The following is a 26,714-nucleotide window of genomic DNA, read 5'->3' as shown; positions in this document are numbered from 1 at the left end:
GGACAGGGACGAACCGCACTTTCTTCGACGGGCCCGGGGGTTGTGAGGGTGGTACCGCGGGGGAGACTGTGAGCATGAGTCCGCTGCCGCTGCCGGTCCGCGTCGCCGCCGGCCTCGTCGCGTCCGCCGTCGAACAGGCCAGGGAGCTGCCGCGCCTCGTGGTCGAGCTGCCCGTCACCGCCGTCAGCCAAGCCCTGCAGGCGTCCATGCGCGTGCAGCAGAAGGTCACGGAGCTGGCGATCAAGGGTGACCAGGCCCTGAGCACGCTCCGGCCCGTCGATGAGCGGCCCGGATGGGCGACCTTCGACGACGAGGACGAGTCGCCTGGCTCCGGCAACGGGTCGGGCGGGGTCACCGAGCTGCGGCCGCACCGGGAGCCGGACCCGCCCGTCGACACCGCCGTCGAGACGGCGGCGGCGACCACCGCGGCGGCCGCGGAGGGCGACACCCCAGACCGCGCCGAGCCTCCCGTCTCGGAGGGGTCCGGGCCGAACGCGCTTCCCGGCTACCAGGACCTGACGATCCCGCAGTTGCGCGGACGGCTGCGGCACCTGACCGCGGACGACCTGCGCGCCCTGCTCGAGTGGGAGACCACGCACGACAACCGGGCGCCGTTCGTCACGATGCTCTCCAACCGGATCACGACGGTCACCGAAGGGTGAGTGCCCCGACCTCACCGGAGCAGCCGTGGCCGGTGCGCACGGTGGCCCGCAAGATCGCCGAGTGGGTCGACCGGCTCGGCGCGGTGTGGGTGGAGGGCCAGCTCGCGCAGGTGACGGCACGAGCCGGCACCGGCACCGCGTTCCTGGTGCTGCGCGACCCCGCCGCTGACGTGTCGCTGCAGCTCACCGCCCCGATCGGCCTGGTGCGCGACGGCGGCCCCGCGGTGGCCGAGGGCAACCGGGTCGTGGTGCACGGCAAGCCGTCGTTCTTCCTCGGCCGCGGCACGCTGTCGCTGCGCGTCGACGACATCCGCGCCGTCGGGATCGGGGAGCTGCTCGCCCGCATCGAGCGGTTGCGCAGGCTGCTGGCCGCCGAAGGCCTGTTCGACGCGGCCCGAAAGCGGCGCCCGCCGTTCCTGCCACGCTGCATCGGGCTGGTCACGGGCCGCGCGTCGGCCGCGGAGCACGACGTCGTGACGAACGCGCAGGCCCGCTGGCCCGCGGTCCGGTTCCGGATCGAGTCGGTCGCGGTGCAGGGCGCGCTGGCCGTGCCGCAGATCGTCGACGCGCTCGGCGTGCTGGATCGCGACCCGGACGTGGACGTCATCGTGCTGGCCCGCGGCGGCGGGAGCGTCGAGGACCTGTTGCCTTTCTCCGACGAGACGCTCTGCCGCGCCGTCGCCGACTGCCGCACCCCTGTGGTCTCGGCGATCGGGCACGAGCCGGACACTCCGCTGGTCGACCACGTCGCCGATGTCCGCTGCTCCACCCCCACCGAGGCCGGCCGCAGGCTCGTGCCCGACATCGCCGAGGAGACCGCCCGGATCGCCGGCCTGCGCGACCGGGCCCGCCGGGCACTTGCGGGCTGGGTGGACCGCGAGGAGCGGCTGCTCTCCGCTTTGCGCGGCCGCCCGGTGCTCGCCGAGCCGCTGCGCGTCATCGACGCCCGCGCCGTAGAGGTCGAGCGGCTCCGCGACGCCGCGCGCGCGTGCGTCGAGCGCGGGCTGGATCGGCGCGCCCACGACCTCGACCACGTACGCGCCCGGCTGGCCACACTCGGCCCTGCCGCCACCCTCGCCAGGGGCTACGCGGTCGTCCAGCGGGTCACCGACGACGGCGCAGGCCCGCTGCCCGTGCTGCGCTCGGTCGGCGAGGTCGGGGCGGGCGATCGGCTGCGGATCCGCGTGGCCGACGGAGCCGTGGCCGCCACCGTCGGCGAACCCGCCGCGAAACGGAACGGCGCACGTACGAGGAAGAAGGCGAGTACTCCATGACGGAACGCCCTGCCGTCGACGGGCTGGGCTACGAGCAAGCCCGCGACGAGCTCGCCGAGGTGGTGCGCGCCCTGGAGGCAGGCGGCCTCGGCCTCGACGAGTCCGTGGCGCTGTGGGAGCGCGGCGAAGCGCTGGCTCGCCGCTGCGAGGAGCAGCTGGCCGGCGCCAGGGAACGCGTGCAGAAGGTGCTGGACGAGGCAGAGGCCTCCGACTGAGGCCGTTCCGTTCCAGGCCGTTCCGTTCCGACGAACGGCGCTGCCGTGTCACTGAGGGCTCCCCGCTTGCTTCGCGGCGCGCGCAGCCCTCAGACATGCGTGGGGTCGGAACCTATCCGACGAACGCGCCGTTCGTCGGAATCGGCATCTCGTACTCGGGCAGCTCGATCGCGTCCGACTTGCCGAACTGGGCCGCCATGAGGTTCCGCAGCGGCCAGTGGTTCATCATCCGGACCGCCCACACGCGCAAGGCGATCGAGAGCCGCGAGGAGGGCACGAAGCCGTTCACGCCGCCGGGCGGGAGTTCCTGCGCCTGGACGATGTAGGGCCGCATCACGTGCTCGTACGCGGCGAAGGCGGCCCGGTGGTCGCCCGCGGCGCGCGCGAGTTCGCCGGCGAGCACGTACGCCCCGACGAGCGCGGTGCTGGTACCGAGGCCGGACAGCGGCGACGGGCACCAGGCCGCGTCGCCGAGCAGGACCACCCGCCCCGACGACCACGACTCCATGCGCGTCTGGCCGATCTCCTCGACGACCAGGTCGGTGCTGTCCCGCAGGTCGGCGAGCACCTGGTCGGCCACCCATCCGGTGCCGGCGAACGTGCGGGTGAGCAGCGCGCGCTGGGCGGCCGGGTCGCGCCGATGGACGCCCGCGGGCGGCGTGCGGAAGCCCATCAGGGCTTTGACCGTGCCCGGCACGCGGTCCGGGCGCAGCGCGAGCATGGTGCCCGGCGCGTTGTACATCCGCATCCACCCGTCGAGCTCGTACCGGTCGGGCACCGTGAAGAACGCCGTGACGCACCCGAGCGGCCGCACGAACCGCTCCTCCGGCCCGAAGGCGAGCGCCCTGACCCCGGAGTGCAGCCCGTCGGCGCCGACCACGAGCCCGAACCGACGCTCGGCCGAGCGCTCGAACCGCACCGTGACACCGCCCTCGTCCTGCTCGATCGCGGTGATCGCGTCGTCGTACAGGTACTCGACGTCGTGCCGGGCGGCATCGAGGAGGACATGGGCGAGATCGCCGCGCATCACCTCGATCTCGGCGATGACGCCCTCCCCGCCGAACGCCTCGGCGGACATCTGCCCGAGCCACCGGCCTGCCGTGTCGACGTAGGCGACACCGCGCTCCTCGACCGTGACCGCGCGGACGGCGGGCAGCAGACCCATCCGCTCGACCACCGTGCGGCCGGCGCCCCGCAGGTCGACCGTCTGGCCGCCGGGACGCGGCGCGGGCGCGCGCTCGACGATCGTGGGCCGGTAGCCGGTGCGGACCAGCCAGTGGGCGAGGGCGGGGCCTGCGATCCCACCACCGGAGATCAGGACATCCTTTTCGTGCACCGTACGGCTCCCCTCGATTCGCTGACATGAGTGACCGTACGGTGTACATGCACCGCAGCACAACGTCGCTATCGCCGCTGACCTGCTGATTCAGCCGAAGAGCACTAGTGCACTAGCTTGTGAACGAGCACCGGAGCAGGCGCAGCCGCTCTAGTGCACCCGCCCTATGGAGGCCGCCACGTGACCGAGACCACGTCCGCCCGTATCGCCGGCGACCTCCGCGCGCGCATCGCGGCGGGCGAGTTCGGGCCCGGCGATCGCGTCCCGTCCACTCGCGAGCTCACCCGCCAGTGGGGCGTCGCGATGGCCACAGCCACCAGGGCGCTGTCCCTCCTGCAGGACGAAGGCGTGCTGCGATCGGTGCGCGGCGTCGGCACGGTCGTCGCGGCCCGGCCCACCGAGCGCCCCGGCCGCCGCCGCACCACGCGGAGCCCGGCCCGCGACGAGGTCGTCCGCGCCGCAATCGCGGTGGCGGACGCCGAAGGGCTCCCCACACTGTCGATGCGCCGGATCGCCGCCGAGCTCGGAATCCCCACGATGACGCTCTACCAGCACGTGGCCGGCAAGGACGAGCTGGTCACGCTCATGATCGATCGAGCGTTCGGAGAGGAGCCCCTGCCCGGGCGGCCCCCTGCGGACTGGCGCACCGCGCTGGAGACCGCCGCGCGCGTCGAGTGGGCGGCCTTCCGCCGCCACCCGTGGCTCGCGCCCGCGATGTCGCTGACCCGCCCCCAGCTCGTGCCGAGCGCGCTCGCCTACACCGAGTGGGTGCTCGAGGCGCTCGACGGCCGCGGGCTGGACACGGCCGCCGCCTTCACGGTGCACATCATGCTGTTCAACCACGTGCGCGGCATGGCGGTGAACCTCGAGTCGGAGGCGCAGGCCGAGGCCGAGAGCGGCCTGACGGCGGACGAGTGGATGGACACGAACGCAGACACCCTCACGGCCCTCGCGGCGGGCGAGAACTTTCCGCACTTCAAGCGGATCGCCTCCATCGACTTCGACCTCGACCTCGACGCCCTGTTCGAGCTCGGCCTGCGCTGCCTGCTCGACGGTCTGCGCGGCGTACTGCCCTGAACCGACGGGCGCAGACCAGGGACACCGTGGCCGCGATCGGCAAGACTCGTCGATGACGCAGAGGTCCGGAGCGAGTGAGGTGACTTTGGTGAGCTTGATCAACGTGTGGGTGCAGACCCACTCCGACGGGTTGGTGCGCGCCGACCACGTCATCGGGATCGAGGCGCACTCGACCGCGGGCCTCCGGGACACCGCCTCGCACTGGTTGCTCGACATCGTGCTCGCCACCTCTGTCGGCAGCGGGTACCGCGAGGGCTGGACCGTCACCGCGTTGCACCGCACCCTTGCCCAGACCGCCGTCCCGCCGGAAGGTGCGTCCGTCGCACTCGCCCGGCTGCTCGCCCAGCTCGACACGATCGATGCCGCGGGCGTGATCACCATCGAGAAGGTGGGCTCCGACAAGAACGACGCGCACAGCGCGAGCGCAGGCGGCATCCATTTCCAGTTCGTACCGTTCCAGACACCGGCGCGAACGGACCGCGCCGACGCCGAGTACCTCTGAGGGGTGGCACGGATGCGGGTCGCGGTGGTCGGTGCCGGTGTGGTGGGTCTGTCGGCGTCCGCCGCCCTTCTGGAGCGCGGCGCGGAGGTGGTCTGCTACGAACGGGCGGACGAGCCGATGGCCGAACGGTCCGCCGGGTCGTCCCGGATCTTCCGCCTCGCCCACCGCGAGCCCGACCTCGTCGCGCGGGCGGCCGACGCGCGCGCCGGGTTCGACCGGTGGGCCGAGCGGGCAGGCCGCCCCATGATCGTCCCGTCGGGGTGCGTGATCAGCGGCGCCGACGTCCAGGAGTGGGCGACTGCCATGGAGGCTGCCGGCGCGCCGGTCGAGAGGCCGACGGCCCCGGACCGGCTCATGCTGCCCACGCACCGGGTTCCGGCGGATGCGCTGCTCGACCCGTCCGGCGGCGTCGTCGACGTCGACGCTGTCCGCGAGTACCTCACCGGGCTCACCAAGCACGTTCTGCGCCACGAACCCGTCGAGGCCGTCGAGGCCGACGGGCACGTGTGGACCCGGAGCGGCCCCGCCCGGTTCGACGCCGTCCTACTGGCGGCAGGGGCCGGGACGCCTGCCCTGGCCGCGCGGGTGGGCATCGCCGTGCCTGGAGAGCTCGAGCACCACGCCCGGTTCACGTTCCCGGTCGAGCCCGCGGTCGCATGGCGGAGCTGGATCGACCTCCCCGAGGCCGGATTAGTGCCCCCCGCCGGGAGTCCGCCACATACCTCGACGGCCCAGCTTCCCGCTGGCCGCACCGACGAGCCGCCCGAGTATGTCCAATACGAGGGACGACTCGCCGGCGCACCCAGCAGGAACCTGGATCCGCCGATCTACGCAGCGGACTCCCGGCGGGGGACACTAAGCACCTACCAGCACGCGAGCGGCCCCGGCCGGTGGGCCGTCGGCGGCCATCTCGACCCGGCCGTCACGGCGTGGGAGGTCGGACGGGACGCCGCCACCGCGGCCTCGCGGGACGCGGTTCTGGAGTACGCGCGCGAGCACCTCGCCGTGGAACCGCGGATCATCGAGACGATCTACTGCACGCCGACCCCCGGCCTCGGCGACGGATTCCACGTCCAGCACGCGGGCCGCGTGGTCGCGGTGCACGGCGAGAACCTGTTCAAGTTCGCCCCCGTGCTCGGCGCAGCTATCGCTGCAGCGTGCGAGCTCAGCGCGTGATGACCTCGCCGCGCACCGCGGCCCCGGCGAGCGCCCGAAAATCGGCCTCGTTCCCGCTGCCGGTCACGAGCATCCGCACGCCGCCGACATCGGTGATCCAGATCGATTCACCGCGCTGCCCCGTGTAAGCCACCCATTGCTGCCCGTCGACGTCGACCGTGCCGTGCCCTGGCGCCATTTCCCCGCCCGCCTCGGCGCGCAGCATCGCTTCCTCGGTGGCGTCGCCCTGCTGCAGGCGCAGGTACCGCCCGTCGGGGGTGAGGAAGCCGGCGCTCACGATGCGACCGCCCTCGGGCAGCGAGCTGCGGTCGACGGCGTTGGCCCTCCAACCTTCCGGCACCACCGGGACGCGCAGCGGGAACGTCGAGTCCGACGCGAGCCGCGTCAGCTCGGCGGGAACGTCGACGACGGGGAGGCGGGACGAGTCGATCGTCGGGCCCGTGGGCGCGAACGTGCACGAGCGCGAGAGCCCGCCCGCGACGAGCACCACCAGCGCGAGCACGACGAGGGCACCGATCATGTCGCGCATGGTCAGGGCGGAACGCGGCGGCTTCGCCGGCGGGCCGGGTTCGGTCACGGCTCCATCGTGCATCACAGGTGGTTGGACTCGTCGTGCCGATGGTCTCACTGCGGATCGACATGGTCTCGCACAGTGGCCGCATCTGCGAGGATCGAACTCCACGTGGCGCGCGCCGTCGTCGTCGCGGGAGAAGGAGGGCGAGATGACGACATCCGAGGGCGTGGCGACCCCACGCGAACGCCGACGCGAGGCACCGGACCGGAACCTCGCGATGGAGCTCGTCCGCGTCACCGAGGCGGCGGCCATGGCGGCGGGCCGCTGGGTGGGACGCGGAGACAAGAACGGCGGTGACGGCGCGGCGGTCGACGCCATGCGCCAGCTGATCGGCACCGTGTCCATGCGCGGCGTCGTCGTGATCGGCGAGGGCGAGAAGGACGAGGCGCCCATGCTGTACAACGGCGAGCGCGTCGGCGACGGCACCGGCCCCGACTGCGACGTGGCCGTCGACCCGATCGACGGCACCACGCTGATGGCCAAGGGCATGCCCGGTTCCGTCGCCGTCCTCGCGGTGGCCGAGCGCGGCGCGATGTTCGACCCGTCGGCCGTGTTCTACATGGAGAAGCTCGCCGTCGGCCCAGAGGCGGCCGACGTCATCGACATCACCGCGCCCGTCAGTGAGAACATCCGCAGGGTGGCCCGCGCCAAGCACCTCGAGGTCAGCGACGTCACCGTCTGCGTGCTGGACCGGCCGCGCCACGAATCCCTCGTGAAGGAGATCCGCGCCACCGGGGCGCGCATCCAGTTCATCGCCGACGGCGACGTGGGCGGCTCGATCTCCGCGGCCCGCCCCAACACCGGCATCGACCTGCTCTACGGCGTCGGCGGCACCCCGGAGGGCATCATCAGCGCAGCCGCGCTCAAGTGCATGGGCGGGGCCATCCAGGGCCGGCTGTGGCCGCGCGACGACGAGGAGCGGGAGAAGGCCGTCGGCGCAGGGCACGACCTCGACCGGGTGCTCACCACCGACGAACTCGTCCGCGGCGACAACGTCTTCTTCTGCGCCACCGGGGTCACCGACGGCGATCTGCTGCAGGGCGTGCGCTACTGGGCGGGCGGCTGCACCACGCAGTCGATCGTCATGCGCTCGAAGTCCGGCACCGTGCGGATGATCGAGGGCTACCACCGGCTCACGAAGCTGCGCGAGTACTCGTCGGTGAACTTCGACTTCTCCCCGGAGCAGATCGCGGCCTTCGAGCACAGCCCGCCGCCGCTGCCCTGAACCTCGCCCTCACCTGCCCGGACCGGCGGGTCGCACCGTCAGGGGGCACCAGCACCGCGGGGCGGTGCGGCCGCAGCACGGCGCCGCCTTCCGGTCGGCGCTTTCCTTCGCGAGCGGCGTGGCCCCGCTCCCGGCCCCCGGACTCGGCCGCTCGCGGGGGCGGAAGCGGGAGAACAGCACGCGCCGATCGTGGCCCCTCGGGAGCCGCGGCGGGATACGTAGAACTGCGTACCCCGGGAGGGTGCGTGGTCACCGCCACCTCCTGATGCACTCCGGTGTCCGGTGGGACGAGACTGGGCGCATGTCCACCGACGACGGGTTCCGGATCGAGCACGACACGATGGGCGAGGTCAAGGTGCCCGTCGACGCACTCTGGCGCGCGCAGACCCAGCGCGCTGTCGAGAACTTCCCGATCTCGGGGCGCGGGCTGGAACGCGCCCAGATCCGGGCGCTCGGCCTCGTCAAGGGCGCGGCCGCGCGGGTGAACAAGCAGATCGGCGTGCTCCCGTCGGAACTCGCCGACGCGATCGCCGCCGCCGCGGACGAGGTCGCGGCGGGCATGCACGACGAGCACTTCCCCGTGGACGTCTTCCAGACCGGCTCCGGCACCAGCTCCAACATGAACACGAACGAGGTGATCGCCTCGATCGCCGCGAGGGCCGGCGTCGACGTGCACCCGAACGACCACGTCAATGCGTCGCAGTCGTCCAACGACGTCTTCCCGACCACGATCCACGTCGCCGCCACCGAGGCGCTGCTGAACGACGTCGTCCCCGCGTTGGAGCACCTCGCGGCCGCGCTGCGCCGCCGCTCCGAGGACTGGGCCGACGTCGTCAAGGCCGGGCGCACTCACCTCATGGATGCCGTGCCGATCACGCTCGGGCAGGAGGCGGGCGGCTGGGCGACGCAGATGGAGTACGGCGCCGCCCGGGTCCGCGACGTCCTGCCCCGGGTGGCCCAGCTCCCGATCGGCGGCACCGCCGTGGGCACCGGGTTGAACGCTCCCGCGGAGTTCGCGTGGCGGGTCGTCGAGGAGCTGCGCGCCGCCACCGGCCTGCAGGAGCTCACCGAGGCCGAGGACCACATCGAGGCGCAGGGCGCCCGCGACGGGCTGGTCGAGGCGTCCGGCGCGCTGCGGACGGTTGCCGTCTCGCTGTTCAAGGTGGCCAACGACATCCGCTGGCTCGGCTCCGGCCCGCGCACGGGCCTCGCCGAGCTGCGCCTGCCCGACCTGCAGCCGGGCAGCTCGATCATGCCGGGCAAGGTCAACCCGGTGATCTGCGAGGCCGCGATGATGGTGGCCGCCCAGGTCATCGGCAACGACGCCACCGTCGCGTTCTCGGGGTCGCAGGGCAACCTCGAGCTGAACGTGATGATGCCCGTGATGGCGCGCAACCTGCTCGAGTCGGCCCGGCTCCTCGCCGCCGCCGCGCGGGTGCTCGCCGACAAGGTCGTCGACGGCGTCGAGGCCGACGTGGAACGCACCCGCGAGCTCGCCGAGTCCTCCCCGTCGATCGTTACGCCGCTCAACCGCTACATCGGCTACGAGGAGGCGGCCTCGATCGCGAAGCAGTCGCTGAAGGAGCGCAAGACGATCCGCGAGGTCGTGATCGAGCGCGGGCACGTCGACGACGGCAAGCTCACGATGGAACAGCTCGACGCCGCCCTCGACGTGCTGGCGATGGCCCGGGGCGGCAAACGCTGATCAGCAGGGCGGCGACGGGGACGCCACGTAGCCCGGCAGGCTGATCGCCGGCCCGGTGCATCCACGGCCAGATACGGCCCGGCCCGCACCCAACCGACGATCACGCCCGGAGGCCCCCACCCCAACGCGGGCATGATCACCGGACTGGCGCGTTCGCGGCCGGATACGGCCGGCGATGCACCCAACAGATGATCATGGCGGGAACCCCAAGGTCGACGCCGGCCTGCCCTCCTGGCCCCCGAGCTGAGCGATGGCAGGACTGCCCCGACTGCTCCGAACAGGCGAGAGATCGACTACCAGCCGTGAGGTTTCACTCATCGTTCATCACCGCATGCGCCCGTTCGTGATTGCATCGCCGAGCAGGAGCGGAAGGAGTGCACGATGAGCGACCACGGCCGTTTCGCGTTCGAGCCGCTGCTGAACCTCGCCAACGGCCGGCCGGTGGGGCTGGAGGTGCTGCGCTGCCAGGCGCGGGACCAGGTCGAGTACGTGGCGCGCAACGCCGTGTGGGGCACCCGCCAGCTCGCCGAGTTCGACTCCGGGATCGCCATCGCGTCCGTGCTGCACGGCGCGGAGTACGACGCCACGGTGCCGCTGCACGTCGATGTGCTCGCCGACACCGTGGTCACCGCGCGGCGCCGGATCGGGCAGCTGCGCGGCACGCTCCTCGCCCGGGACGGGAACCACCCCGCACCGCCGATCCTGCTGGAGATCAACCCGGCGCTGTCCGCCGCGCCTCCGGACGCGCTCGCCGAAGGGGTGGCCGAGCTACGAGCCGCGGGCTTCGGCATCGGCCTGGACAGTCCCGCCCGCGGCTTCGGCCTCGAGCTGGTCGCCGATCTCGCCCCCGACCTGGTCAAGCTCGACCGCGACCTGGTGGCCCGCCTGCCCTACCAGCCGCTCGCCCGCACGGTGGCACACGCTGTGGTCGAGGTGTGCCGCGCGGTCGGCGTACGGGTCGCCGCCGCGGGCGTGAGCACACCCGAGCAGCTCGCCGCGGTGCGCGACCTCGGGATCACGTGGGCTCAGGGGTCGCTGCTCGCGGAGCCGCGTAGGCGCCCGTCCACGGAGGGCATCCTCCTGCCGGCCGACCTGATGCCGCGCAGGCGCCCGGTCGTCCCCGCTCAGCGGACGGAGGCCCCGCCCGCGCCGGTCGCCGGACTCGGCCAGGCCGCGATCACCCTGTGGGACGACGTGCCGGCCGAGAGCGTGCGGCAGGCGCTCGCCGACCACCCGCAGGCCGGCAGCGTGGTCCTGCTCGACTCCTCCGGCCGCCCGACCGGGTTCCTCGACCGCAACCGCTTCATGCTCGCGATCTCGGGCCCGTTCGGGCGCGCGCTCTACGCCAACCGCCCGGCGCGGGCGCTCGCCGAGCCTCCGCGCACCCTTCCGGCCCGCACCGACGTCCGCACCGCGCTGCAGTTCTGCCTGTCGGGCGACCGCGAGCGCAGCTACGACGACATCGTCTTGCTCGACGACGCCGGGGCCTGCACCGGCATCGTCCGGGTCACGGACCTGCTGCAGGAAGCGACGGCCGCGACCTCCGCCGCCTGACCTCACACCTGGGCGACCGCGGTCCAGAACTCGTCGAAGCCGTCGTCCGGGCCGCCCATCGCGCGCTGGGTCAGCAGGACGGCGACCGTGTCGCGGGCCGGGTCGACCACGGCTGTGGTGCCGGTCCCGCCCTCCCAGCCCCAACGCCCTGGTGCCATCCATGGCTTCTCCACCGCGACGTCCAGCGCCGTCGCCAGGCCCCACGAACGGCCGAGCCCGACGATGAGCTGCGCCTGCCTGCGCTGCTCGCCGGTGAGCGCGTCCGTCGTCATCAGGGCCACCGAGCCGGCGGTCGCGACCGGCGCGCCGCCGTCCGCCATCGCGCAGAAGAAGCGCAGCACGTCGGGCGCGGTGGACAGCAGGCCTCCGCTCAGCCGCTCGAACAGGGGCGGGCTCGCGAAGGCGCCGTCGGGCGGGTCCAGCACCTCGAGGCCGCCGGAGGTGGGCCGGTAGGCGGTGGCGAGGCGGCCGGTCTCCTCGGTCCAGAAGGCCGTCGACGCCATCCCGAGCGGCCCGGTGACGCGCTCCGCGAGCAGTTGCGCGACGGGCTTCCCGCACGCCCTCGCCAGCAGGACGGCCAGGATGTCGGTGCCGCTGTCGTAGAGCCAGCCCTCCCCCGGCTGGAAGGCGAGCGGGAGGTCGGTGAGCCGGGCCAGGTACTCGTCTCCCGACATCCGCACCGGGATCGGCCCCGGGAACACGTTCCGTTCGAACATGGCGCCCTGCAGCGGGGTCTGCTCCAGCACGACGCCCCAGCCCGAGGTCATCGTCAGCAGGTGGCGGACGGTGATCGGCCGCAGCGCCGGCACTGTGCGGTCGAGCGGGGCGTCCGGTGCGACGAGGACGCGGGGTCCGCCGCCTCCGGCAGCCACCGCGCGATCGGGTCGTCGAGGGCGAGCAGCCCGTCCTGCACGAGGCTCAGGGTGAGGGCGCCCGCGATCGGCTTCGTGATCGACGCGATGCGGAACAGCGTGTCCTCGCCCGCCGGCGCGGCGTCCGCCCCGAGCGACGCCCGGCCACCCGCCCGGACGTGCGCCTCGCCCCGGATCCGGATCGCTGCCGCGTACCCCGGGATGCGCCCGGACGCCACCTGCCCGTCCAACACCTGCCAGACACGTTCCATGACAGCTATGACCATCGGATCGCGCCCGACTCATCGGCGCTCACGGGACGAGGACGGCGGCGCCGGTGATCCGGTCGCCCGCGAGGTCCGCGAGCGCGCGGTCCGCCTCGGCGAGCGGCCGCGGCGACACCGTGGGCCGCACCCGCAGCGCCGCGGCCAGCCGGAGGAACTCCTCGCCGTCCGCGCGGGTGTTCGCGGTGACGCTGCGGACCTGCTTCTCCCGGAACAGCTCGTCCGCGTAAACGAGGCGCGGGATGTCCGTGAGGTGGATGCCTGCCACGGCGAGCGTGCCGCCCTGGTCGAGGGCGCGCATCACGACCGGCACGAGGTCACCCACCGGGGCGAAGAGGATCGCCGAGTCCAGCGGCTCGGGAGGCGCTCCCGGCCCGGCCGATGCGGCGCCCAGCTCCAGCGCAAGGGCCTGGGCCGCTCGCGAGCGGGTGATCACGTGGACCGTCGCGCCCTGCCCGATCGCCACCTGAGCGACGACGTGCGCCGAGGCCCCGAACCCGTAGATCCCCAGCCGCCCGCCCGGCGGCAGTTCGGCCCGCACCAGCGCCCGGTAGCCGACGATCCCGGCGCACAGCAGCGGCGCGACGGTCACGTCGTCGAGCGCGGCGGGCAGCCGGTAGGCGAACGCCTCGGGCACGACCGCGTGCTCGGCGTACCCGCCGTCGGCGTCCCATCCGGTGAAGACGGCCGATGGGCAGAGGTTCTCCCGGCCGGTCCGGCACCAGCGGCACCGCCCGCAGGTTCCGCGCAGCCATGCGATCCCGATCCGCTCGCCCGGCGCGAACCGGTCGGCGCCTGGCCCGGCCTCCTCGACCACGCCGACGACCTCGTGGCCCGGCACGGTCCGCGGCCGCCGCGGCGCCAGGTCACCCTCGGCGAGGTGCAGGTCGGTACGGCACACCCCGCACGCCGTCACGCGGACGCGCACCTCCCCCGGCCCCGGATCGGGATCCGGCAGGGTCACGGCCCGCAGCGGCCCCTCCGCGACCGGCCCGGGCCGCTCCACCACCCACGCGCGCACCCCACCATCCTCGCGCGCCGATCAACGCTCTCGCAGCACGGCCAAGGCCACCGCGACGACGCAGGCCAACATGCCCGCCGCGACGAACCCGACGGCCGTGAAGCCCTCGGTGAAGCCCGCGCGAGCGACGTCCAGCACCTGCACACCCACGGGTGCGGGCAGCTCCCCCGCCACCGCGGTCGCCGGTGCGAGGCCCTCCCGGACCGTGCCGACGGCGTCTGGAGCGAGGCCAGCAGGTAGCGCGCCGTCCACGTGGACCCGGTAGACGGCCGCGAGGACCGTGCCGGCCACGGCCACGCTGAGCGCGACGGCGAGCTCGCCCGCCGTCTCCGACACCGCTGCGGCGGACCCCGCCCGCCCCGGGGGCACAGAGCCCACGACGAGTTCCGTACCCAGCACCCCGAGCGGGGTGGAGCCCAGCGCCGCGACCGCGACGAGCCCGACGACCACGGGCATGGCAGAGCCCGCGTCCACGCCCGTCAGGGCGAGGCAGGCGAGCGCGCCGCCGGCAGCGGCGGTGGCGAGCACGGCGGACCGGCCGAAACGGCCTGCCGCGCGCGGGGTCAACAACGAGCCGAGCACGGGCAGCAGCGCGACGGGGACCATCCACAGCCCGGCCTCCAGCACCGGGATCCCACGGACGAGCTGCAGGTACTGCGGCAGCAGGAACAGCAGGGCGTTGACGGCGAGTATCCCGAGCACCATCACCGAGATCGCCCCGACGAACGCCCGCCGGCTGAACAGCGTGACGTCCAGCATCGGGTCGGCCAGCCGGCGCTGCCTGTGGACGAACCCGACGCCGAACCCGAGGCCTGCGGCGGTCGCCGCGAGCGGGGCGACGGCCACACCGTGCGCGACGACCTCCTTGATCCCGTAGACCAGCGGGAGCATCGCGGCGAGCGAGAGAGCGACGCTCACCAGGTCGACGCGACGCCCGCCCCCGGTGCCGCGCTGCTCGGGCAGCAGCACCGGGCCGAGCACGAGCAGCGCCGCCATCGCAGGCACGGCCAAGAGGAACGCCGCGCCCCACCAGAAGTGCTGGAGCAACGCGCCACCGATCATCGGACCGACGGCCACACCCGCCGAGAACGTCGTGAACCACACGGCGATCGCGAACGAGCGCTGCGCTGGATCGCGGAACATCGTGCTGATCAGCCCGAGCGTCGACGGCATCAGCGTCGCGCCCGCGATGCCGAGTAGGGCACGGGCCGCGATGAGCGCCTCGGCGGTGGGTGCGTAGGCCGCGATCATCGAGGCGACGGCGAAGGCCGCTCCGCCGATCAGCAGCAGCCTTCGCCGCCCGATCCGGTCGCCGACCGTCCCCATCGTCAGCAGGAAGCCGCCGATGAAGAACCCGTAGACGTCGAGGATCCACAGCTGCTGGGTGGCGCTCGGACGCAGGTCGGCCGAGATCTCCACGGAAGCGAGGTACAGCACGCTCACGTCCATCGCCAGCACGAGCAGCGGCAGGGCGAGCACGGCCAGCCCGCACCACTCCCGGAAACCGGCCCGTTCGGAGCTCGCCGTCGCGGTCACTCAGCGCCTCCCGCCCGGTAGGGCCTGCGGGCCCGCTGACGGCGCAGCGCGTCCGCCCACCACGCGATCTCGTCCAGCATCGCCTTCGCCGCCCGCTCGCAGCGCTCGGGTTCACGGGGTCCGCCGTCCGCGTCGAAGCAGTCCGAGCCGCCGACGAAGCAGACGCCGGTGCGCACTGACGTGGCGTGCAGTTCGTTGAACACCAGCTTCAGCTGCTCCACGGCGCGCAGCCCGCCGCTCACGCCCCCGTAGGAGACGTATCCGACCGGCTTCGCCTGCCACTCGTCGAAGAACCAGTCGATCGCGTTCTTCAGCGCCGCCGGGAAGCTGTGGTTGTACTCGGGCGTGACGACGACGAATGCGTCGGCCCGAGCGAGCCACGGCTGCAGGTCTCGCACGGGCTGCGGCAGCTCCGTGGCGTCGTCGGCCGGGAGCACGTCGGGCAGCCACGCCTCGGCCAGGTCGATGACGTCGACGTCGGCGTACGCGCGCATACGCGCCTGCCCGGCGAACCAGTCCGCCACCACGGGGGCGAACCGGCCGTCCCGGGTACTTCCGATGATCACTGTGAGGCGCAGCGGTTCCTCGGTCATCTCTTCTCCCTTCGGTTCGCCACCACGGTGGGCGCCGCTCCTTCGGGTCCGCTTCGGGTCCGCTTCGGCCGGTACGGTCGCCGATGTGCGGTTCGGGGTGCTCGGCGCGGTCGAGGTGCGCACGGAGCACGGCGACCTCGTGCGGGTGCCGGAGCTGAAGGTCCGCACGCTGCTCGCGCACCTGCTGGTGCACCGCGGCGAGACGGTGGCGGCCGACCGGCTGATCGAGGACCTGTGGGGCGAGCGGCAGCCCGCCGACCCGAAGGGCGCCCTCCAGGCGAGGGTGTCGCAGCTGCGCCGCGTGCTCGACGACGCCGAGCCGGGGGCGCGCGAGCTCATCGCCTCCCAGCCCCCCGGCTACCGGCTCGACGTCCCCGCCGATGCCGTCGACGCCGACCGGTTCACCGAGGCGCTCGAACGGGCGAGGGCAGAGGCGGACCCCCGCGCCCGCGCCGCCCGGCTCGACGACGCTCTGGCGCTCTGGCGGGGACCGGCCTACGCCGACGTCGCCGACGCGCTCTTCGCCCACCCCGCCGCCGCCCGGCTCGAGGAGCTGCGGCTCGTCGCCATCGAGGACCGGGCGGAGGCGTTGCTCGACATCGGGGAGCACGCGCTGCTCGTGGGCGAGCTGGAGGAGCTCGTCGCCCGGCACCCGCTGCGGGAGCGGCTGCGGGCGGCGCACATCCACGCGCTGTACCTCGCGGGCCGCCCGAACGACGCCCTCGACGCCTACCACGAGCTGCGGACCCGGCTCCGGGACGAGCTGGGCACCGACCCCGGCCCCGTGCTCGTCGCGCTCCAGCGCGCCGTGCTCACCCACGACCCCCGTCTGCGCCGGGCGGCGGCGGACCGCGGCAGCCGACCCGCCCTCCCCGCGCCGCTGGGCCCCCTCGTCGGCCGCGACGACGACGTCGAGCGGATCTCGGCGCTCCTGCGCACAGAGCGGCTGGTCACCCTCGCCGGCATCGGCGGGGTCGGGAAGACCCGCCTCGCGCTCGCGGTGGCGCACCGGCTCGACCCGCGGCTCGCCGACGGCGCCCGCTTCGTCGCGCTGGACGGGCTCCCCGCCACCGGGCGCGACGCTGGGCCCGCCGCGCTGGCGCTCGTCGCGGAGGCCGTCGCCGACGGGTACGGGGCGCGTGTCGACGCAGGCCGTGGCAAGCGCCTACCGACAGGGGCGGGGACGGATGCGCTCCACCGGCTCGTGGACGCGGTGCGCAGCAGGCAGGGGCTGCTGGTGCTGGACAACTGCGAGCACGTCGTGGGCGCCGTGGCGCACGTCGTCGCACGTCTACTCGCCGCCGCTGCGGACCTGCGGGTGCTCGCCACCAGCCGGGAACCGCTCGAGCTGCCCGGCGAGGCACTGCACCTCGTCGAACCGCTCCCGGCGGAGTACCCGGACTCACCTGCCGTCGCGCTGTTCGCCGCCCGGGCCGCGGCGGCCGACCCGCGCTTCGTCCGCGACGCCGACACGATGGCGACCGCGACCGAGGTCTGCCGCAGGCTGGACGGGATCCCGCTCGCGATCGAGCTCGCCGCGGCACGCGTGCGCTCCCTCGGCCTGCCCACCCTCCTCGAACGGCTCGGCGACCGATTCGCCCTGCTCGCCGGTGGGCGCCGTGGATCTCCGGTACGCCAGCAGACGCTACGCGCCACCCTGGACTGGAGCTGGGAGCTGCTCACCGACGCCGAACGGGCGGTGCTGCGGCGGCTGTCCGTGTTCGCGGGCGGGTGCACGCTGGACGCGGCCGAGCACATCTGCGGCGACGCGGGCACATCCGTCCTCGACACCATGGCCCAGCTCGTGGACCGCTCGCTGGTCGTCCGCGACGGCACCCGGTTCCGGCTGCTCGACTCCGTGGCGGCGTACGCGGCCGAGCGGCTGGCCGATGCGGGTGAGACCGACGCTGTCCGGACCCGCCACCTCCGCAACCACCTCGCGCTCGCCGAGCACGCGGCCCCGCACTTGCGGGGACGGGAGCAGCGCTACTGGCTGGAACGGCTCGACGCAGAGAGCGCGAACATGCGTGCGGCGCTCGACCACGCCCTCGCCTCCGGTGACAGCTCGGCGGCGCTTCGGCTCGTCGACGCGCTGGCCTGGTACTGGTTCCTGCGCGGGCGGCCGGACGAGGGGATCCGGGCCGCGACGGCGGTGCTCGCCGCCGCTCCACCACACACCGCAGGGCCGCTGGCCGCGGTGCGGCTGTGGCGGGCCGGGCTCGTCGCGTGGGCGCGGACCGCTGCCCCTCCCCTGGACGTCGACCTCGCCGACCTCGACCCGGACGACGCGGACACCTCACAGCAGGCGCTGGTGAAGGCCCGCTTCCGCTGGTTCATGGCGTTCGCGCAATGGGAGACCGGCGGCACCGACACTTCAGTGGAGCGCCTTGACGCGGTGCTGCGCACGTTCCGTGCGGCCGCGGACCGGTGGGGCGTCGCGGCGGTGCTGGCCACCCGTGCGTCGTACCGGCTGGTCCGCGACGAGCTGTCCGCGGCCCGACGCGACGCACGACACGCGGACGTGCTGTTCGAGGAGATCGGCGACCGGTGGGGGCGGCTCCAGGCGATGGGCACCCTCGCGACCGTCGCCGAGGTCACTGGCGACTACCCCGAGGCTGCCCGGCAGCATGCGGCCGCGCTGCGGATCGCGGAGGACCTCGCCATCTGGCCGGAGATCTCCGGGCAGCTGTCGGGGCTGGGGCGCATCGCGCTCCTCACCGGCGACCTCGACGCCGCAGACGCCTACCACGAGCGGGCGCTGCGGATCGCCACCGAGCAGGCGAACCCGGGGCTGGCGAGCTACGCGGAGTTCGGCCTCGCGCTCACCGCACGCCGGCGCGGCGACCTCGACCGGACCGAACGCCTCCTGTCGCGATGGGTCGACGAGAACGGCGATGCCACGGGGTTCGCCGCCCTGACGCCGCTGGCCGAGCTCGGGTTCGTCGCCGAACTGCGCGGGGACGGCGAGCGCGCTCTGAGGCTGCACCGCACCGGGTACCGGGAGGCGCTCGCCCTCGGCGGGCCCCGCGCCATCGCGTTGACGCTCGAGGGGATGGCCGGGGCAATGGCGCTGCTCGGCGAGCACCGCAGGGCGGCCCGCCTGCTCGGCACGGCCGACGCCACCCGCAGGAGCACCGGGGCGCCGCTGCCGCCCGCCGAGCGAGGCGACGTCGAGCGCATCTCCGCCCGCATCCGCGCCGCCCTGGGGGATGCCGGGTTCGCCGCCGCATTCGCCGAGGGCGCTACGGCCGACCCGCGGGCGGTCGCCTGATCCGCGCTCTCGTGACCTGTCGGTGGCTGCTGCCAGGATGGATGCGTGCTCCTCGCCGACGTCGTCGCCACCTCCGCCGCAGTTGGGGCCACCCGCGCCCGCACGGCGAAGACGGCCGCGCTGGCCGCCCTGCTGCGCCGCGCCGAGGGGGCAGAGGTCGAGCCCGCCACCGCGTGGCTGGCGGGCGAGCCGCGGCAGAACCGGCTCGGCACCGGCTGGCGCACGCTCGCCGGAATCGACGCCCGCCCTGCGGAGCGGCCCACGCTGGAGGTCCTCGCGGTCGAGCAGACCCTCGACGAGCTGGCGGCCACCACGGGCGCGGGTTCAACGGCCCGCCGCGCCGCGCTGCTCGGCGAGCTGTTCGGCGCAGCCACCGCCGACGAGCAGGCCTTCCTGCGCAGGCTGCTCACCGGCGAACTGCGCCAGGGCGCCCTCGAAGGCGTGATGCTGGAGGCGATCGCCGCGGCGGCGGAGGTCCCGGCCGCGGTCGTGCGGCGCGCCTTCATGCTCTCCGGGCAGCTTCCGGCCACGGCCCGGCTCGCGCTCACGGAAGGGGTCGCCGGGCTCGAAGCGGTCTCGCTGCGGGTCGGCAGGCCGGTCCGGCCCATGCTGGCGTCCCCTGCCGATGCGCTCGACACCGCGCTGGCCGAGCTCGCGCCCGAGGCGAGCGTCGAGTTCAAGCTCGACGGCGCCCGCATCCAGGTCCACCGCGACGGCGACGAGGTGCGGGTCTGGACGCGCACCCTTCGGGAGATCACCTCGAGCGTCCCCGAGCTCGTCGAGCTGGTCCGCTCCCTGCCCTGTCGGTCCGTGGTGCTCGACGGCGAGACGCTCGCCCTGCGCGACGACGGCAGGCCTCGGCCCTTCCAGGAGACGATGAGCCGCTTCGGCGCGGCCGCGGGCGAGCTGCTGCTGCAGCCGTTCTTCTTCGACTGCCTGCACCTCGACGGCACCGACCTGCTCGACGAGCCGCTGCACGACCGGCTCGACGCGCTGGAGCGGGCCGCGGCGGGCCACCGGATGCCGGGGGCGGTGCGCCCCTCTCCCGAGGAGGCCGCCGAGCTGCTCGAACGCGCCCTCGAAGCCGGACACGAGGGCGTCATGGTCAAGTCCCTCACCGCGCCGTACGCCGCGGGCCGGCGTGGCAGGGCGTGGCAGAAGGTCAAGCCGGTGCACACCCTCGACCTGGTCGTGCTGGGCGCCGAGTGGGGCTACGGACGGCGCACCGGCTCGCTCTCCAACATCCACCTCGGAGCCCGCGATCCCGACGGCGGCGAGCCGATCATGGTGGGCAAGACGTTCAAGGGCATGACCGACGAGCTGCTCGCATGGCAGACCGCCACCTTCCCGGGCCTCGCCCGCGACGAGCCTCGGGGGACGGAAGCCGGCGGGGCGGGTGGGCACAGGCACGAAGTGCTGCTCCGGCCCGAACTGGTGGTCGAGATCGAGCTCGACGGCGTGCAGCGCAGCCCGCGCTACCCGGGCGGCGTCGCGCTCCGGTTCGCCCGGGTGCTGCGTTACCGGCCGGACAAGACGCCTGCGGAGGCCGACACGATCGACGCGGTACGAGCCTTGCTGCGCGAGTAGAGCCCGTGCGCCAGACACCCGGTGGTCGAGTAGGGCAGGCGCCCCAGCGCTACTCGACCTGCGGGTAGCCGCCTGTTCGCGCGGCCTCTGAATCGCGTTGCAGCGGGGCGCCGCGTATCCGGAGAGTACTGCCCGTGGGCGAGGTGCTGCTGTGGTCGTTCCAGCCGGCCGCGCGGGTGGCCGAGCTGCACGCCACCGGGCAGCTCGTCGGCGCGTGGGAGTACGTGCCGTCCGGGCTGTCGATCCCGGAGGCGTACGGCGCGATGGTCGCCGCGATGGAGCGGGCGGGCCTGTCCACGCAGGGGAGGCCGCCCGTGTGGACGTGGGGCGGATCGTGCGGCGTCGCCGTGGAGGACGCCCACATGCTCGTCGGCGACCCGCCCTGGGAGGGGTACGTCACGCTCGAGTTCAGCGCGCCCGCCGAACTGGTCCTCGCCAGCGACTACGGGGTGTGGAACGACTACCTCTACAACCTGGCCGACGGCGTGGACCCGGTCCCGCGGTGGGACGTGCCGACGCCCATCGCGGACAAGCTGGTGCAGGTTTGCCTGCCGTTCATGCGCGCCGAGTGGGTGCGGGAGGTCCGGCCGCTCCCCCGATCACCGGACGAGGTCACGGACCGGGCGGCACGCGCGTAGACTCGTCGTCTCGTGCGCTTCCTCGACAGGCAAGAGCCCAACCACGACCTCACCTACGACGATGTCTTCCTCGTCCCGGGCCGGTCGTCGGTGGCCTCCCGGTTCGACGTCGACCTCACCACCGCCGACGGCAGCGGGGCCACGGTCCCGGTGGTCGCCGCGAACATGACGTCGGTCGCCGGGCGCCGGATGGCCGAGACGCTGGCCCGCCGCGGCGGGCTCACCGTGCTCCCGCAGGACGTTGCGCCCGAGGCCGTGGCCGAGATCGTCGCCTGGATCAAGTCACGGCACCCGGTGTGGGACACGCCGCTGGTGCTCACGCCCGGGGACGCCGTCGCCGACGCCCTCAACCTGCTTCCCAAGCGGGCCCATGGCGCGGTCGTCGTGGTGGACGAGGGCGGCCGCCCGGTCGGCACCGTCGACGAGGCGGCGTGCACCGGCGTCGACCGCTTCACCCGGCTCCGCGACGTGCTCGACCCCGACCCGCTCGCGCTCCCGCTCGACACGCCCCCGCGTGACGTGTTCGAGGCGCTGGGCTCCCGCCGGGTGGTGCTCGGGCTGGACTCGGACGGCCGCCTCGCCGGCCTGCTCACCGCGTTCGGCGCACTGCGGGCGGAGCTCTACCGCCCGACGCTCGACGGCGCAGGCCGGCTGCGCACCGCGGCCGCGGTGGGGATCAACGGCGACGTGGGGGTCAAGGCGAAGGCCCTGCTCGACGCGAGCGTCGACGTCCTCGTGGTCGACACCGCGCACGGCCACCAGGACAAGATGCTCGACGCGCTGCGCGCGGTCCGGAAGGTCGTCTCCGACGCGGGCTCGGCCGTGCCGGTGGCGGCGGGCAACGTCGTCACCGCTGAGGGCGTGCGGGATCTCGCGGCGGCAGGCGCCGACATCGTCAAGGTCGGCGTTGGCCCCGGCGCGATGTGCACCACGCGGATGATGACCGGCGTCGGGCGCCCCCAGTTCTCCGCCGTGCTGGAGTGCTCGGCGGCCGGCCGCGAACTCGGCGTGCGGATCTGGGCGGACGGCGGCGTGCGCCACCCGCGCGACGTCGCGCTCGCCCTAGCGGCAGGCGCGTCCGCGGTGATGATCGGCTCCTGGCTGGCAGGCACCTACGAGTCACCCGGCGACCTGCTGCGCGACGAGAGCGGGCGGCCGTACAAGGAGTCGTTCGGGATGGCCTCGAAGCGCGCCGTGAGCGCCCGCACCCGGGACGAGAGCACGTTCGACCGCGCCCGGAAGGCCCTGTTCGAGGAGGGCATCTCCAGCTCGCGGCAGCTGCTCGACCCGATCCGTCCCGGCGTGGAGGACGTCCTCGACGAGATGTGCGCCGGCGTCCGCTCGGCCTGCACCTACGCAGGTGCGCGGACCCTCGACGAGCTGCACGACCGCGCGGTGGTGGGTGTCCAGACGACTGCGGGCTTCGCCGAGGGCACTCCCCACGGCTTATGAGTTCCTGATTCCGCCGAAGACGAGGTCGAGCATGTGCTCGGCCGAGTCCGGCTCGCCCGCGGCCTCGGCCGCCCACGCGACGGCCGTGGTGAGCCGCATGACGTCCGTTGCGGTGACGCCCGCGCGGAGCCGTTCCTGCGCACGCACGTGCTCCACCAGCTTCTCGAACGCCAGCTCGGTGGCGGTGCACCGCCCGGCGAGCGGGTCGCCGGAGGCGGTGGCGAGGCTCGTGGCGAGGCCCCGGTAGCGGGCTATGTGCCCGAGCAGCGCCGCCGCCCACGTGCGAAGGGCGTCTGGCGGCGCGGCGCCGCGCAGCTCGTCGGCCAGCGCGGCCAGCGCGTCGAGGCTCTCGCCCACGACCTCCGCGACGAGCGCCTCCTTGTTCGGGAAGTGCCGCCACAGCGTGCCGGGCCCCACGCCTGCGCGGCGGGCGACGTCGTTCATCCCGGCCGCCTCGATCCCCGCCTCACCGAACAGCTCGCGTGCCGCCTCGACCAGGCGGGCCCGGTTCCTGCGCGCGTCGGCTCGTGCCGGCTGCTCCACACACCCTCCTCGACAAAACGGAGTAGCGCTCCGTATTATCGGAGTACCACTCCGATTCTAGGGGGAACCTCGTTGGGCATCCATCTGCCGGAGCTCGGTCGCGTCGGGATCTGGATCGGCGGGCTCGACCTGCAACCCGTCGCGGCCGCCAAGGAGGCGGCCGTCGAGATCGAGGAGCTCGGCTACGGGACCCTCTGGCTCAGTGACGCCCTCGCCCGCGACCCGTTCCTCGACGCGGCCGCCCTGCTGGGCGCGACCCGCGAGCTCGTCGTCGGCACCGGCATCGCGGTGATCTGGGCCCGGCACTCGCGCACCGTCCAGGGGATGACGCGGACTCTGCTCGAGAGCCATCCAGGCCGGTTCGTGCTCGGCCTCGGCACGTCGCACGCCAGGGGCGTCGAGGGTGTACTGGGCCTGCGCTACAAACGGCCGCTCGCGCAGATGCGCCGCTACCTCGACCAGCTCGACGCGCCCGACCCGGTCCTGGAGCTGGCCGGTGTGTCCGGCTTCGCCGCCGCGCCCGTCCCCCGCGTTCTGGCCGCGCTGGGACCGAAAGCGCTCGAGCTGGCCCGCGAGCGCTCCGCAGGCTCACTGACCTATCTCGTGACAGCCGAGCACACGGCGAAGGCGCGGACGCTGCTCGGGCCGGACCGCACGCTGGCCGTCGAGCAGGCCGTGGTCGTCGGCCTGCCGGCCGCAGAGGCGCGGGAACGCGCTCGCGCCCACGTGGCCGCCTACATCCCCTCCGACCCCTACCGGGAGAGCTGGCGGCGACTCGGTTTCACCGACGCCGACTTCGCGAACGGCGGCAGCGACCGGCTCGTGGACGCACTCGTGGCCGTGGGCGAGGAGGAGGTCTCCAAGCGGCTGGCCGCCCACTTCGCCGCGGGCGCCGACCACGTGTGCCTCCAGGCCCTCCCTGCCACGGTCGGGACGATCCCGCTCGACCAGTGGCGACTCCTGGCTCCGGTTGCAGCACGGCCACCAACACGCACCGTGGTCGCGTGAAGGTGGCCATGCTGCAGTCCCGGGTCCGCGACACTAGGCCGCCGGCCCCTCCAGCATCTCCGTCACCAGCGCCGCGATCGGGCTGCGCTCGCTGCGGGTGAGCGTGACGTGGGCGAAGAGCGGGTGACCCTTCAGCGCCTCGATCACCGCCGCGATGCCGTCGTGGCGGCCGACGCGCAGGTTGTCGCGCTGGGCCACGTCGTGCGTCAGCACCACGCGGGACGCGGTGCCGAGCCGCGAGAGCACGGTGAGGAGCACGTTGCGCTCCAACGACTGCGCCTCGTCGACGATCACGAACGCGTCGTGCAGGGAGCGCCCGCGGATGTGGGTGAGCGGGAGCACCTCGAGCATGCCGCGGGCGATGACCTCCTCGAGCACGTTCTGGCTGACCAGCGCGCCGAGGGTGTCGAAGACGGCCTGCGCCCACGGCGCCATCTTCTCGCTCTCGTTGCCGGGCAGGTACCCGAGATCCTGCCCGCCGACGGCGTACAGCGGCCGGAACACGACGACCTTGCGGTGCTGCTGGCGCTCCATCACCGCTTCGAGGCCCGCGCACAGCGCCAGCGCCGACTTGCCGGTGCCGGCCCGGCCGCCCAGCGAGATGATGCCCACCTCGGGGTCGAGGAGCAGGTCGAGCGCCACCCGTTGCTCGGCGGAACGCCCGTGCAGCCCGAACGCCTCCCGATCACCCCGCACGAGCCGCACCCGCTTGTCCGCGGTGATCCGCCCGAGGGCCGCCGACGCACCGCCGATGAGCCGCAGTCCAGTGTTGGCCGGCATCTCGCGGGCCGCGTCGTGGTCGATCACGCCGTCGCGGAAGAGCGCGTCGACGTCCTCGGACGCGACCTCGAGGTCGGCCATCCCCGTCCAGCCCGATGGCACCACGTCGAGGGCGTGGTACTCGTCGGCCTGTAGCCCGACGGCGGCGGCCTTCACCCGCAGTGGCACGTCCTTGGTGACGAGCACCACCTCGCCGAGGCCGGCCCGCTTGCGCTCGGCGGCCAGGTTCAGGGCGCAGGCCAGGATCCGGCTGTCGTTGGAGTCGGTGCGGAAACCTGCGGGGAGCACCTCCGGGTCACTGTGGTTGAGCTCGACGTGCAGGGTCCCGCCTGCGGTGCCGATCGGCACCGGCGCGTCCAGGCGGCCGTGCTCGATGCGCAGCTCGTCGAGCATGCGCAACGCCGTGCGGGCGAACCACCCCAGTTCCGGGTGGTGCCGCTTGCCCTCGAGTTCGGAGATCACCACGAGCGGCAGGACAACCTCGTGCTCGTCGAACCGGGTCAGTGACCATGGGTCCGACAACAGCACCGAGGTGTCGAGCACGAAGCAGCGGGTGGTGGGCGAAGCGGGGGCGGTACGACGGTCGGTCACGGAGGCTCCTCGCTAGCGCTCGCAACGACCGCCACCGGGGCCCGTGGTGCCGGGCCCGGACGAGCGGCCGACGAGTGCTCCCTGGTGGACACGGCACCGCGTCCACATCACCGGTGGGCCGGTCGGCCCTGGCTCGGACGCTTCCGGCGACGTGCAGCTCGCCGCCGGCCACGCCCACGAGGGCCGGGTGCCGGCCCCCTCTGGTGCAACAGCCACCACGACCAGGGCCTCCCCAGCGATCCGCATCGGGTACGGACCGCCACCGTGAACGCTACCGGCGGTCACCCGGGTGCGGTCAACAGCAACTGTGTGTTGTCCTTCGACAGCGAACCGAGAATTAACAGAACGGACTACCGCTCATCGCTCCGCAGACACCGCCTGTCGTGGCAGGAGTGGGTGGCCTGACCCGTTCGGCCGCGTGTCGCCAGACCGCCCGGAGCACCTGGCGCTCGCGCGGGGGGACCCGGGGCGCTCGGGCAGACGGCGGCGACGCAAGGATCGGAAATGGCGATCCAAGAGGCGCGAACACGCTCCGTCTCCATCAAAAAGGATACGCGCGCATCCGGGTGATTACTCCTCACAGAACGTGTCGATCAAACACGAAGGCAGGGTTCGAGGCCGATGGTCGGCACCCCCGAAAGAGGGCGTAACCAAACACAGAGTACTCGACTCATCCGATAGTGGTACGCGGTTTGTTTTTAGCCGCTGTGGCCCGCTAGCTTTTTCCGCAGTCAGCGAGGGCTCCCCGGTCATAAGCGCTGACTCTGAATGGGATCGGCTCCGGTCGACTCCGGACACTCAACAGGAGATGAACTGTGCTGAAGAAGGCTGGAATTGTCGTGGCTGCGGCCGCTGCCGGTCTGCTCGCGGTGAGCCCGCTCGCCTTCGCTGGCGACAAGGACGACCACGACGGTAACGGGCACGGCCACCACGGCAAGAGCAAGGTCGAGGACGTCAACAGCATCGACGGCTCGAACTCGGGCCTGATCAACGTGGCCGGCAACAACATCGCCGTCCCGGTCAACGTCTGCGACAACCAGGTGCCGGTGAACGTCCTGGGTGTCCAGGTGCCGCTGAACGACACCTCCGTGCTCGCCGACCTGACCGGCGCGCTCGGCCTCGGCCTGCTGGGCAACGCCGACACGGACGCTGACTCCGACGGCGACAACACGATCGACGACTCCTGCACCGCCGCCGCCGAGTCTGGCGACAGCGCTTCGATCGACGACTGATCTTCGGATCTCTCGCGAAACGGCGTC

The 26,714-nt window shown here is 73.5% G+C and carries 24 protein-coding genes; 15 read left to right on the top strand and 9 right to left on the bottom strand.

The window, feature by feature from the left end; all coding sequences use genetic code 11:
- Positions 1–74 precede the first annotated feature (74 nt).
- Genes K1T35_RS05075 through K1T35_RS05065 form a run of 3 tightly spaced genes read left to right on the top strand, consistent with a single transcriptional unit; the run spans position 75 to position 2,151 of the window.
- Positions 75–662 (top strand): lipid droplet-associated protein, encoded by a 588-nt coding sequence (locus K1T35_RS05075; RefSeq protein ID WP_220259022.1) that lies wholly within the window; start codon positions 75–77, stop codon positions 660–662.
- On the top strand, positions 659–1,936 hold the full coding sequence (gene xseA / locus K1T35_RS05070) for an exodeoxyribonuclease VII large subunit (protein ID WP_220259021.1): 1,278 nt from the start codon (positions 659–661) through the stop codon (positions 1,934–1,936). Before K1T35_RS05075 ends, xseA begins: the two co-directional genes overlap by 4 nt.
- Positions 1,933–2,151 carry an exodeoxyribonuclease VII small subunit gene (locus tag K1T35_RS05065; protein WP_220259020.1) on the top strand — a complete coding sequence of 73 codons (219 nt, stop codon included), beginning with the start codon at positions 1,933–1,935 and terminating at the stop codon, positions 2,149–2,151. The genes xseA and K1T35_RS05065 overlap by 4 nt, the downstream gene beginning before the upstream one ends.
- Positions 2,152–2,263: 112 nt before the next feature.
- Here the strand turns inward: K1T35_RS05065 and K1T35_RS05060 are convergent, their stop codons facing one another.
- The gene (locus K1T35_RS05060; protein ID WP_220259019.1) at positions 2,264–3,487 is read right to left on the bottom strand and encodes an FAD-dependent monooxygenase; all 1,224 of its coding nucleotides are present in this window, start codon (positions 3,485–3,487) and stop codon (positions 2,264–2,266) included.
- Positions 3,488–3,667: 180 nt separating this feature from the next.
- On the opposite strand from K1T35_RS05060, the gene K1T35_RS05055 reads away from it, so the two are divergent.
- From K1T35_RS05055 to K1T35_RS05045, 3 genes are all read left to right on the top strand, one after another.
- On the top strand, positions 3,668–4,564 hold the full coding sequence (locus K1T35_RS05055; RefSeq protein ID WP_220259018.1) for a TetR/AcrR family transcriptional regulator C-terminal domain-containing protein: 897 nt from the start codon (positions 3,668–3,670) through the stop codon (positions 4,562–4,564).
- An 88-nt stretch (positions 4,565–4,652) separates the two neighbouring features.
- Complete coding sequence (locus tag K1T35_RS05050) at positions 4,653–5,066, top strand: hypothetical protein (RefSeq protein WP_220259017.1); 414 nt, start codon at positions 4,653–4,655, stop codon at positions 5,064–5,066.
- 12 nt (positions 5,067–5,078) lie between these two features.
- Positions 5,079–6,242, top strand: a complete 1,164-nt coding sequence (locus K1T35_RS05045; RefSeq protein WP_220259016.1) for an FAD-dependent oxidoreductase — start codon at positions 5,079–5,081, stop codon at positions 6,240–6,242.
- Here K1T35_RS05045 and K1T35_RS05040 read toward each other — a convergent pair.
- Positions 6,232–6,819 (bottom strand): DUF4245 domain-containing protein, encoded by a 588-nt coding sequence (locus tag K1T35_RS05040; RefSeq protein WP_220259015.1) that lies wholly within the window; start codon positions 6,817–6,819, stop codon positions 6,232–6,234. The genes K1T35_RS05045 and K1T35_RS05040 overlap by 11 nt on opposite strands.
- Before the next feature lie 145 nt (positions 6,820–6,964).
- Here K1T35_RS05040 and glpX point away from each other — a divergent pair, with 145 nt between their 5' ends.
- The 3 genes from glpX (at position 6,965) to K1T35_RS05025 (ending at position 11,300) form a co-directional block, all read left to right on the top strand.
- The gene (glpX, locus tag K1T35_RS05035; protein WP_220259014.1) at positions 6,965–8,041 is read left to right on the top strand and encodes a class II fructose-bisphosphatase; all 1,077 of its coding nucleotides are present in this window, start codon (positions 6,965–6,967) and stop codon (positions 8,039–8,041) included.
- Between the two features lie 301 nt (positions 8,042–8,342).
- Positions 8,343–9,746, top strand: coding sequence for a class II fumarate hydratase (locus tag K1T35_RS05030; protein ID WP_220259013.1), 1,404 nt, complete (start codon positions 8,343–8,345; stop codon positions 9,744–9,746).
- Between the two features lie 381 nt (positions 9,747–10,127).
- Complete coding sequence (locus tag K1T35_RS05025; protein ID WP_220259012.1) at positions 10,128–11,300, top strand: EAL domain-containing protein; 1,173 nt, start codon at positions 10,128–10,130, stop codon at positions 11,298–11,300.
- Positions 11,301–11,302: 2 nt separating this feature from the next.
- On the opposite strand, the gene K1T35_RS05020 is transcribed toward K1T35_RS05025, so the two are convergent.
- Genes K1T35_RS05020 through K1T35_RS05000 form a run of 5 tightly spaced genes read right to left on the bottom strand, consistent with a single transcriptional unit; the run spans position 11,303 to position 15,585 of the window.
- Positions 11,303–12,109: a serine hydrolase gene (locus K1T35_RS05020; RefSeq protein WP_220259011.1), complete on the bottom strand. Its 807-nt coding sequence runs from the start codon at positions 12,107–12,109 to the stop codon at positions 11,303–11,305.
- Complete coding sequence (locus K1T35_RS05015) at positions 12,070–12,423, bottom strand: serine hydrolase (RefSeq protein WP_220259010.1); 354 nt, start codon at positions 12,421–12,423, stop codon at positions 12,070–12,072. The genes K1T35_RS05020 and K1T35_RS05015 overlap by 40 nt, the downstream gene beginning before the upstream one ends.
- Before the next feature lie 40 nt (positions 12,424–12,463).
- Positions 12,464–13,456, bottom strand: coding sequence for a zinc-dependent alcohol dehydrogenase family protein (locus K1T35_RS05010; protein WP_220259009.1), 993 nt, complete (start codon positions 13,454–13,456; stop codon positions 12,464–12,466).
- Positions 13,457–13,477: 21 nt separating this feature from the next.
- Positions 13,478–14,992 (bottom strand): MFS transporter, encoded by a 1,515-nt coding sequence (locus tag K1T35_RS05005; protein ID WP_255621594.1) that lies wholly within the window; start codon positions 14,990–14,992, stop codon positions 13,478–13,480.
- Positions 14,989–15,585 carry an NADPH-dependent FMN reductase gene (locus K1T35_RS05000; RefSeq protein WP_220259008.1) on the bottom strand — a complete coding sequence of 199 codons (597 nt, stop codon included), beginning with the start codon at positions 15,583–15,585 and terminating at the stop codon, positions 14,989–14,991. Before K1T35_RS05000 ends, K1T35_RS05005 begins: the two co-directional genes overlap by 4 nt.
- An 85-nt stretch (positions 15,586–15,670) precedes the next feature.
- Here K1T35_RS05000 and K1T35_RS04995 point away from each other — a divergent pair, with 85 nt between their 5' ends.
- The 4 genes from K1T35_RS04995 to K1T35_RS04980 all read left to right on the top strand — a co-directional run bounded on the left by K1T35_RS04995 (position 15,671) and on the right by K1T35_RS04980 (position 22,533).
- Positions 15,671–18,856: a BTAD domain-containing putative transcriptional regulator gene (locus K1T35_RS04995; RefSeq protein ID WP_220259007.1), complete on the top strand. Its 3,186-nt coding sequence runs from the start codon at positions 15,671–15,673 to the stop codon at positions 18,854–18,856.
- 45 nt (positions 18,857–18,901) lie between these two features.
- On the top strand, positions 18,902–20,443 hold the full coding sequence (locus tag K1T35_RS04990) for an ATP-dependent DNA ligase (protein WP_220259006.1): 1,542 nt from the start codon (positions 18,902–18,904) through the stop codon (positions 20,441–20,443).
- A gap of 134 nt (positions 20,444–20,577) precedes the next feature.
- Positions 20,578–21,081: a DUF3841 domain-containing protein gene (locus K1T35_RS04985; RefSeq protein ID WP_220259005.1), complete on the top strand. Its 504-nt coding sequence runs from the start codon at positions 20,578–20,580 to the stop codon at positions 21,079–21,081.
- 12 nt (positions 21,082–21,093) lie between these two features.
- Positions 21,094–22,533: a GuaB1 family IMP dehydrogenase-related protein gene (locus K1T35_RS04980; protein ID WP_220259004.1), complete on the top strand. Its 1,440-nt coding sequence runs from the start codon at positions 21,094–21,096 to the stop codon at positions 22,531–22,533.
- Here the strand turns inward: K1T35_RS04980 and K1T35_RS04975 are convergent.
- Positions 22,528–23,076 (bottom strand): TetR/AcrR family transcriptional regulator, encoded by a 549-nt coding sequence (locus tag K1T35_RS04975; protein WP_220259003.1) that lies wholly within the window; start codon positions 23,074–23,076, stop codon positions 22,528–22,530. The genes K1T35_RS04980 and K1T35_RS04975 overlap by 6 nt on opposite strands.
- Positions 23,077–23,148: 72 nt before the next feature.
- Between K1T35_RS04975 and K1T35_RS04970 the strand changes: the two genes are divergently transcribed.
- A complete protein-coding gene (locus K1T35_RS04970) occupies positions 23,149–24,084 on the top strand; it encodes a TIGR03620 family F420-dependent LLM class oxidoreductase (protein WP_370645308.1) in 936 nt (311 codons plus the stop codon).
- Between the two features lie 33 nt (positions 24,085–24,117).
- Here K1T35_RS04970 and K1T35_RS04965 read toward each other — a convergent pair whose 3' ends face one another.
- Positions 24,118–25,455, bottom strand: coding sequence for a PhoH family protein (locus K1T35_RS04965; RefSeq protein WP_255621592.1), 1,338 nt, complete (start codon positions 25,453–25,455; stop codon positions 24,118–24,120).
- Between the two features lie 815 nt (positions 25,456–26,270).
- Here K1T35_RS04965 and K1T35_RS04960 point away from each other — a divergent pair.
- The gene (locus tag K1T35_RS04960) at positions 26,271–26,687 is read left to right on the top strand and encodes a hypothetical protein (RefSeq protein WP_220259002.1); all 417 of its coding nucleotides are present in this window, start codon (positions 26,271–26,273) and stop codon (positions 26,685–26,687) included.
- Positions 26,688–26,714 lie beyond the last annotated feature (27 nt).

It is taken from the genome of Pseudonocardia sp. DSM 110487 (assembly GCF_019468565.1).
In the GTDB taxonomy this organism is placed as follows: domain Bacteria; phylum Actinomycetota; class Actinomycetes; order Mycobacteriales; family Pseudonocardiaceae; genus Pseudonocardia.
This window is presented reverse-complemented; position numbering and strand designations above follow the sequence as displayed.

Bases quoted from the DNA above. Each gene is read 5' to 3' on its own strand.
- K1T35_RS05065 (WP_220259020.1), top strand. From the start codon at position 1,933: ATGACGGAACGCCCTGCCGTCGACGGGCTGGGCTACGAGCAAGCCCGC.
- K1T35_RS05015 (WP_220259010.1), bottom strand. From the start codon at position 12,423: ATGGAACGTGTCTGGCAGGTGTTGGACGGGCAGGTGGCGTCCGGGCGC.
- K1T35_RS05000 (WP_220259008.1), bottom strand. From the start codon at position 15,585: ATGACCGAGGAACCGCTGCGCCTCACAGTGATCATCGGAAGTACCCGG.
- K1T35_RS05030 (WP_220259013.1), top strand. From the start codon at position 8,343: ATGTCCACCGACGACGGGTTCCGGATCGAGCACGACACGATGGGCGAG.
- K1T35_RS05025 (WP_220259012.1), top strand. From the start codon at position 10,128: ATGAGCGACCACGGCCGTTTCGCGTTCGAGCCGCTGCTGAACCTCGCC.
- K1T35_RS05045 (WP_220259016.1), top strand. From the start codon at position 5,079: ATGCGGGTCGCGGTGGTCGGTGCCGGTGTGGTGGGTCTGTCGGCGTCC.
- K1T35_RS05075 (WP_220259022.1), top strand. From the start codon at position 75: ATGAGTCCGCTGCCGCTGCCGGTCCGCGTCGCCGCCGGCCTCGTCGCG.
- glpX (WP_220259014.1), top strand. From the start codon at position 6,965: ATGACGACATCCGAGGGCGTGGCGACCCCACGCGAACGCCGACGCGAG.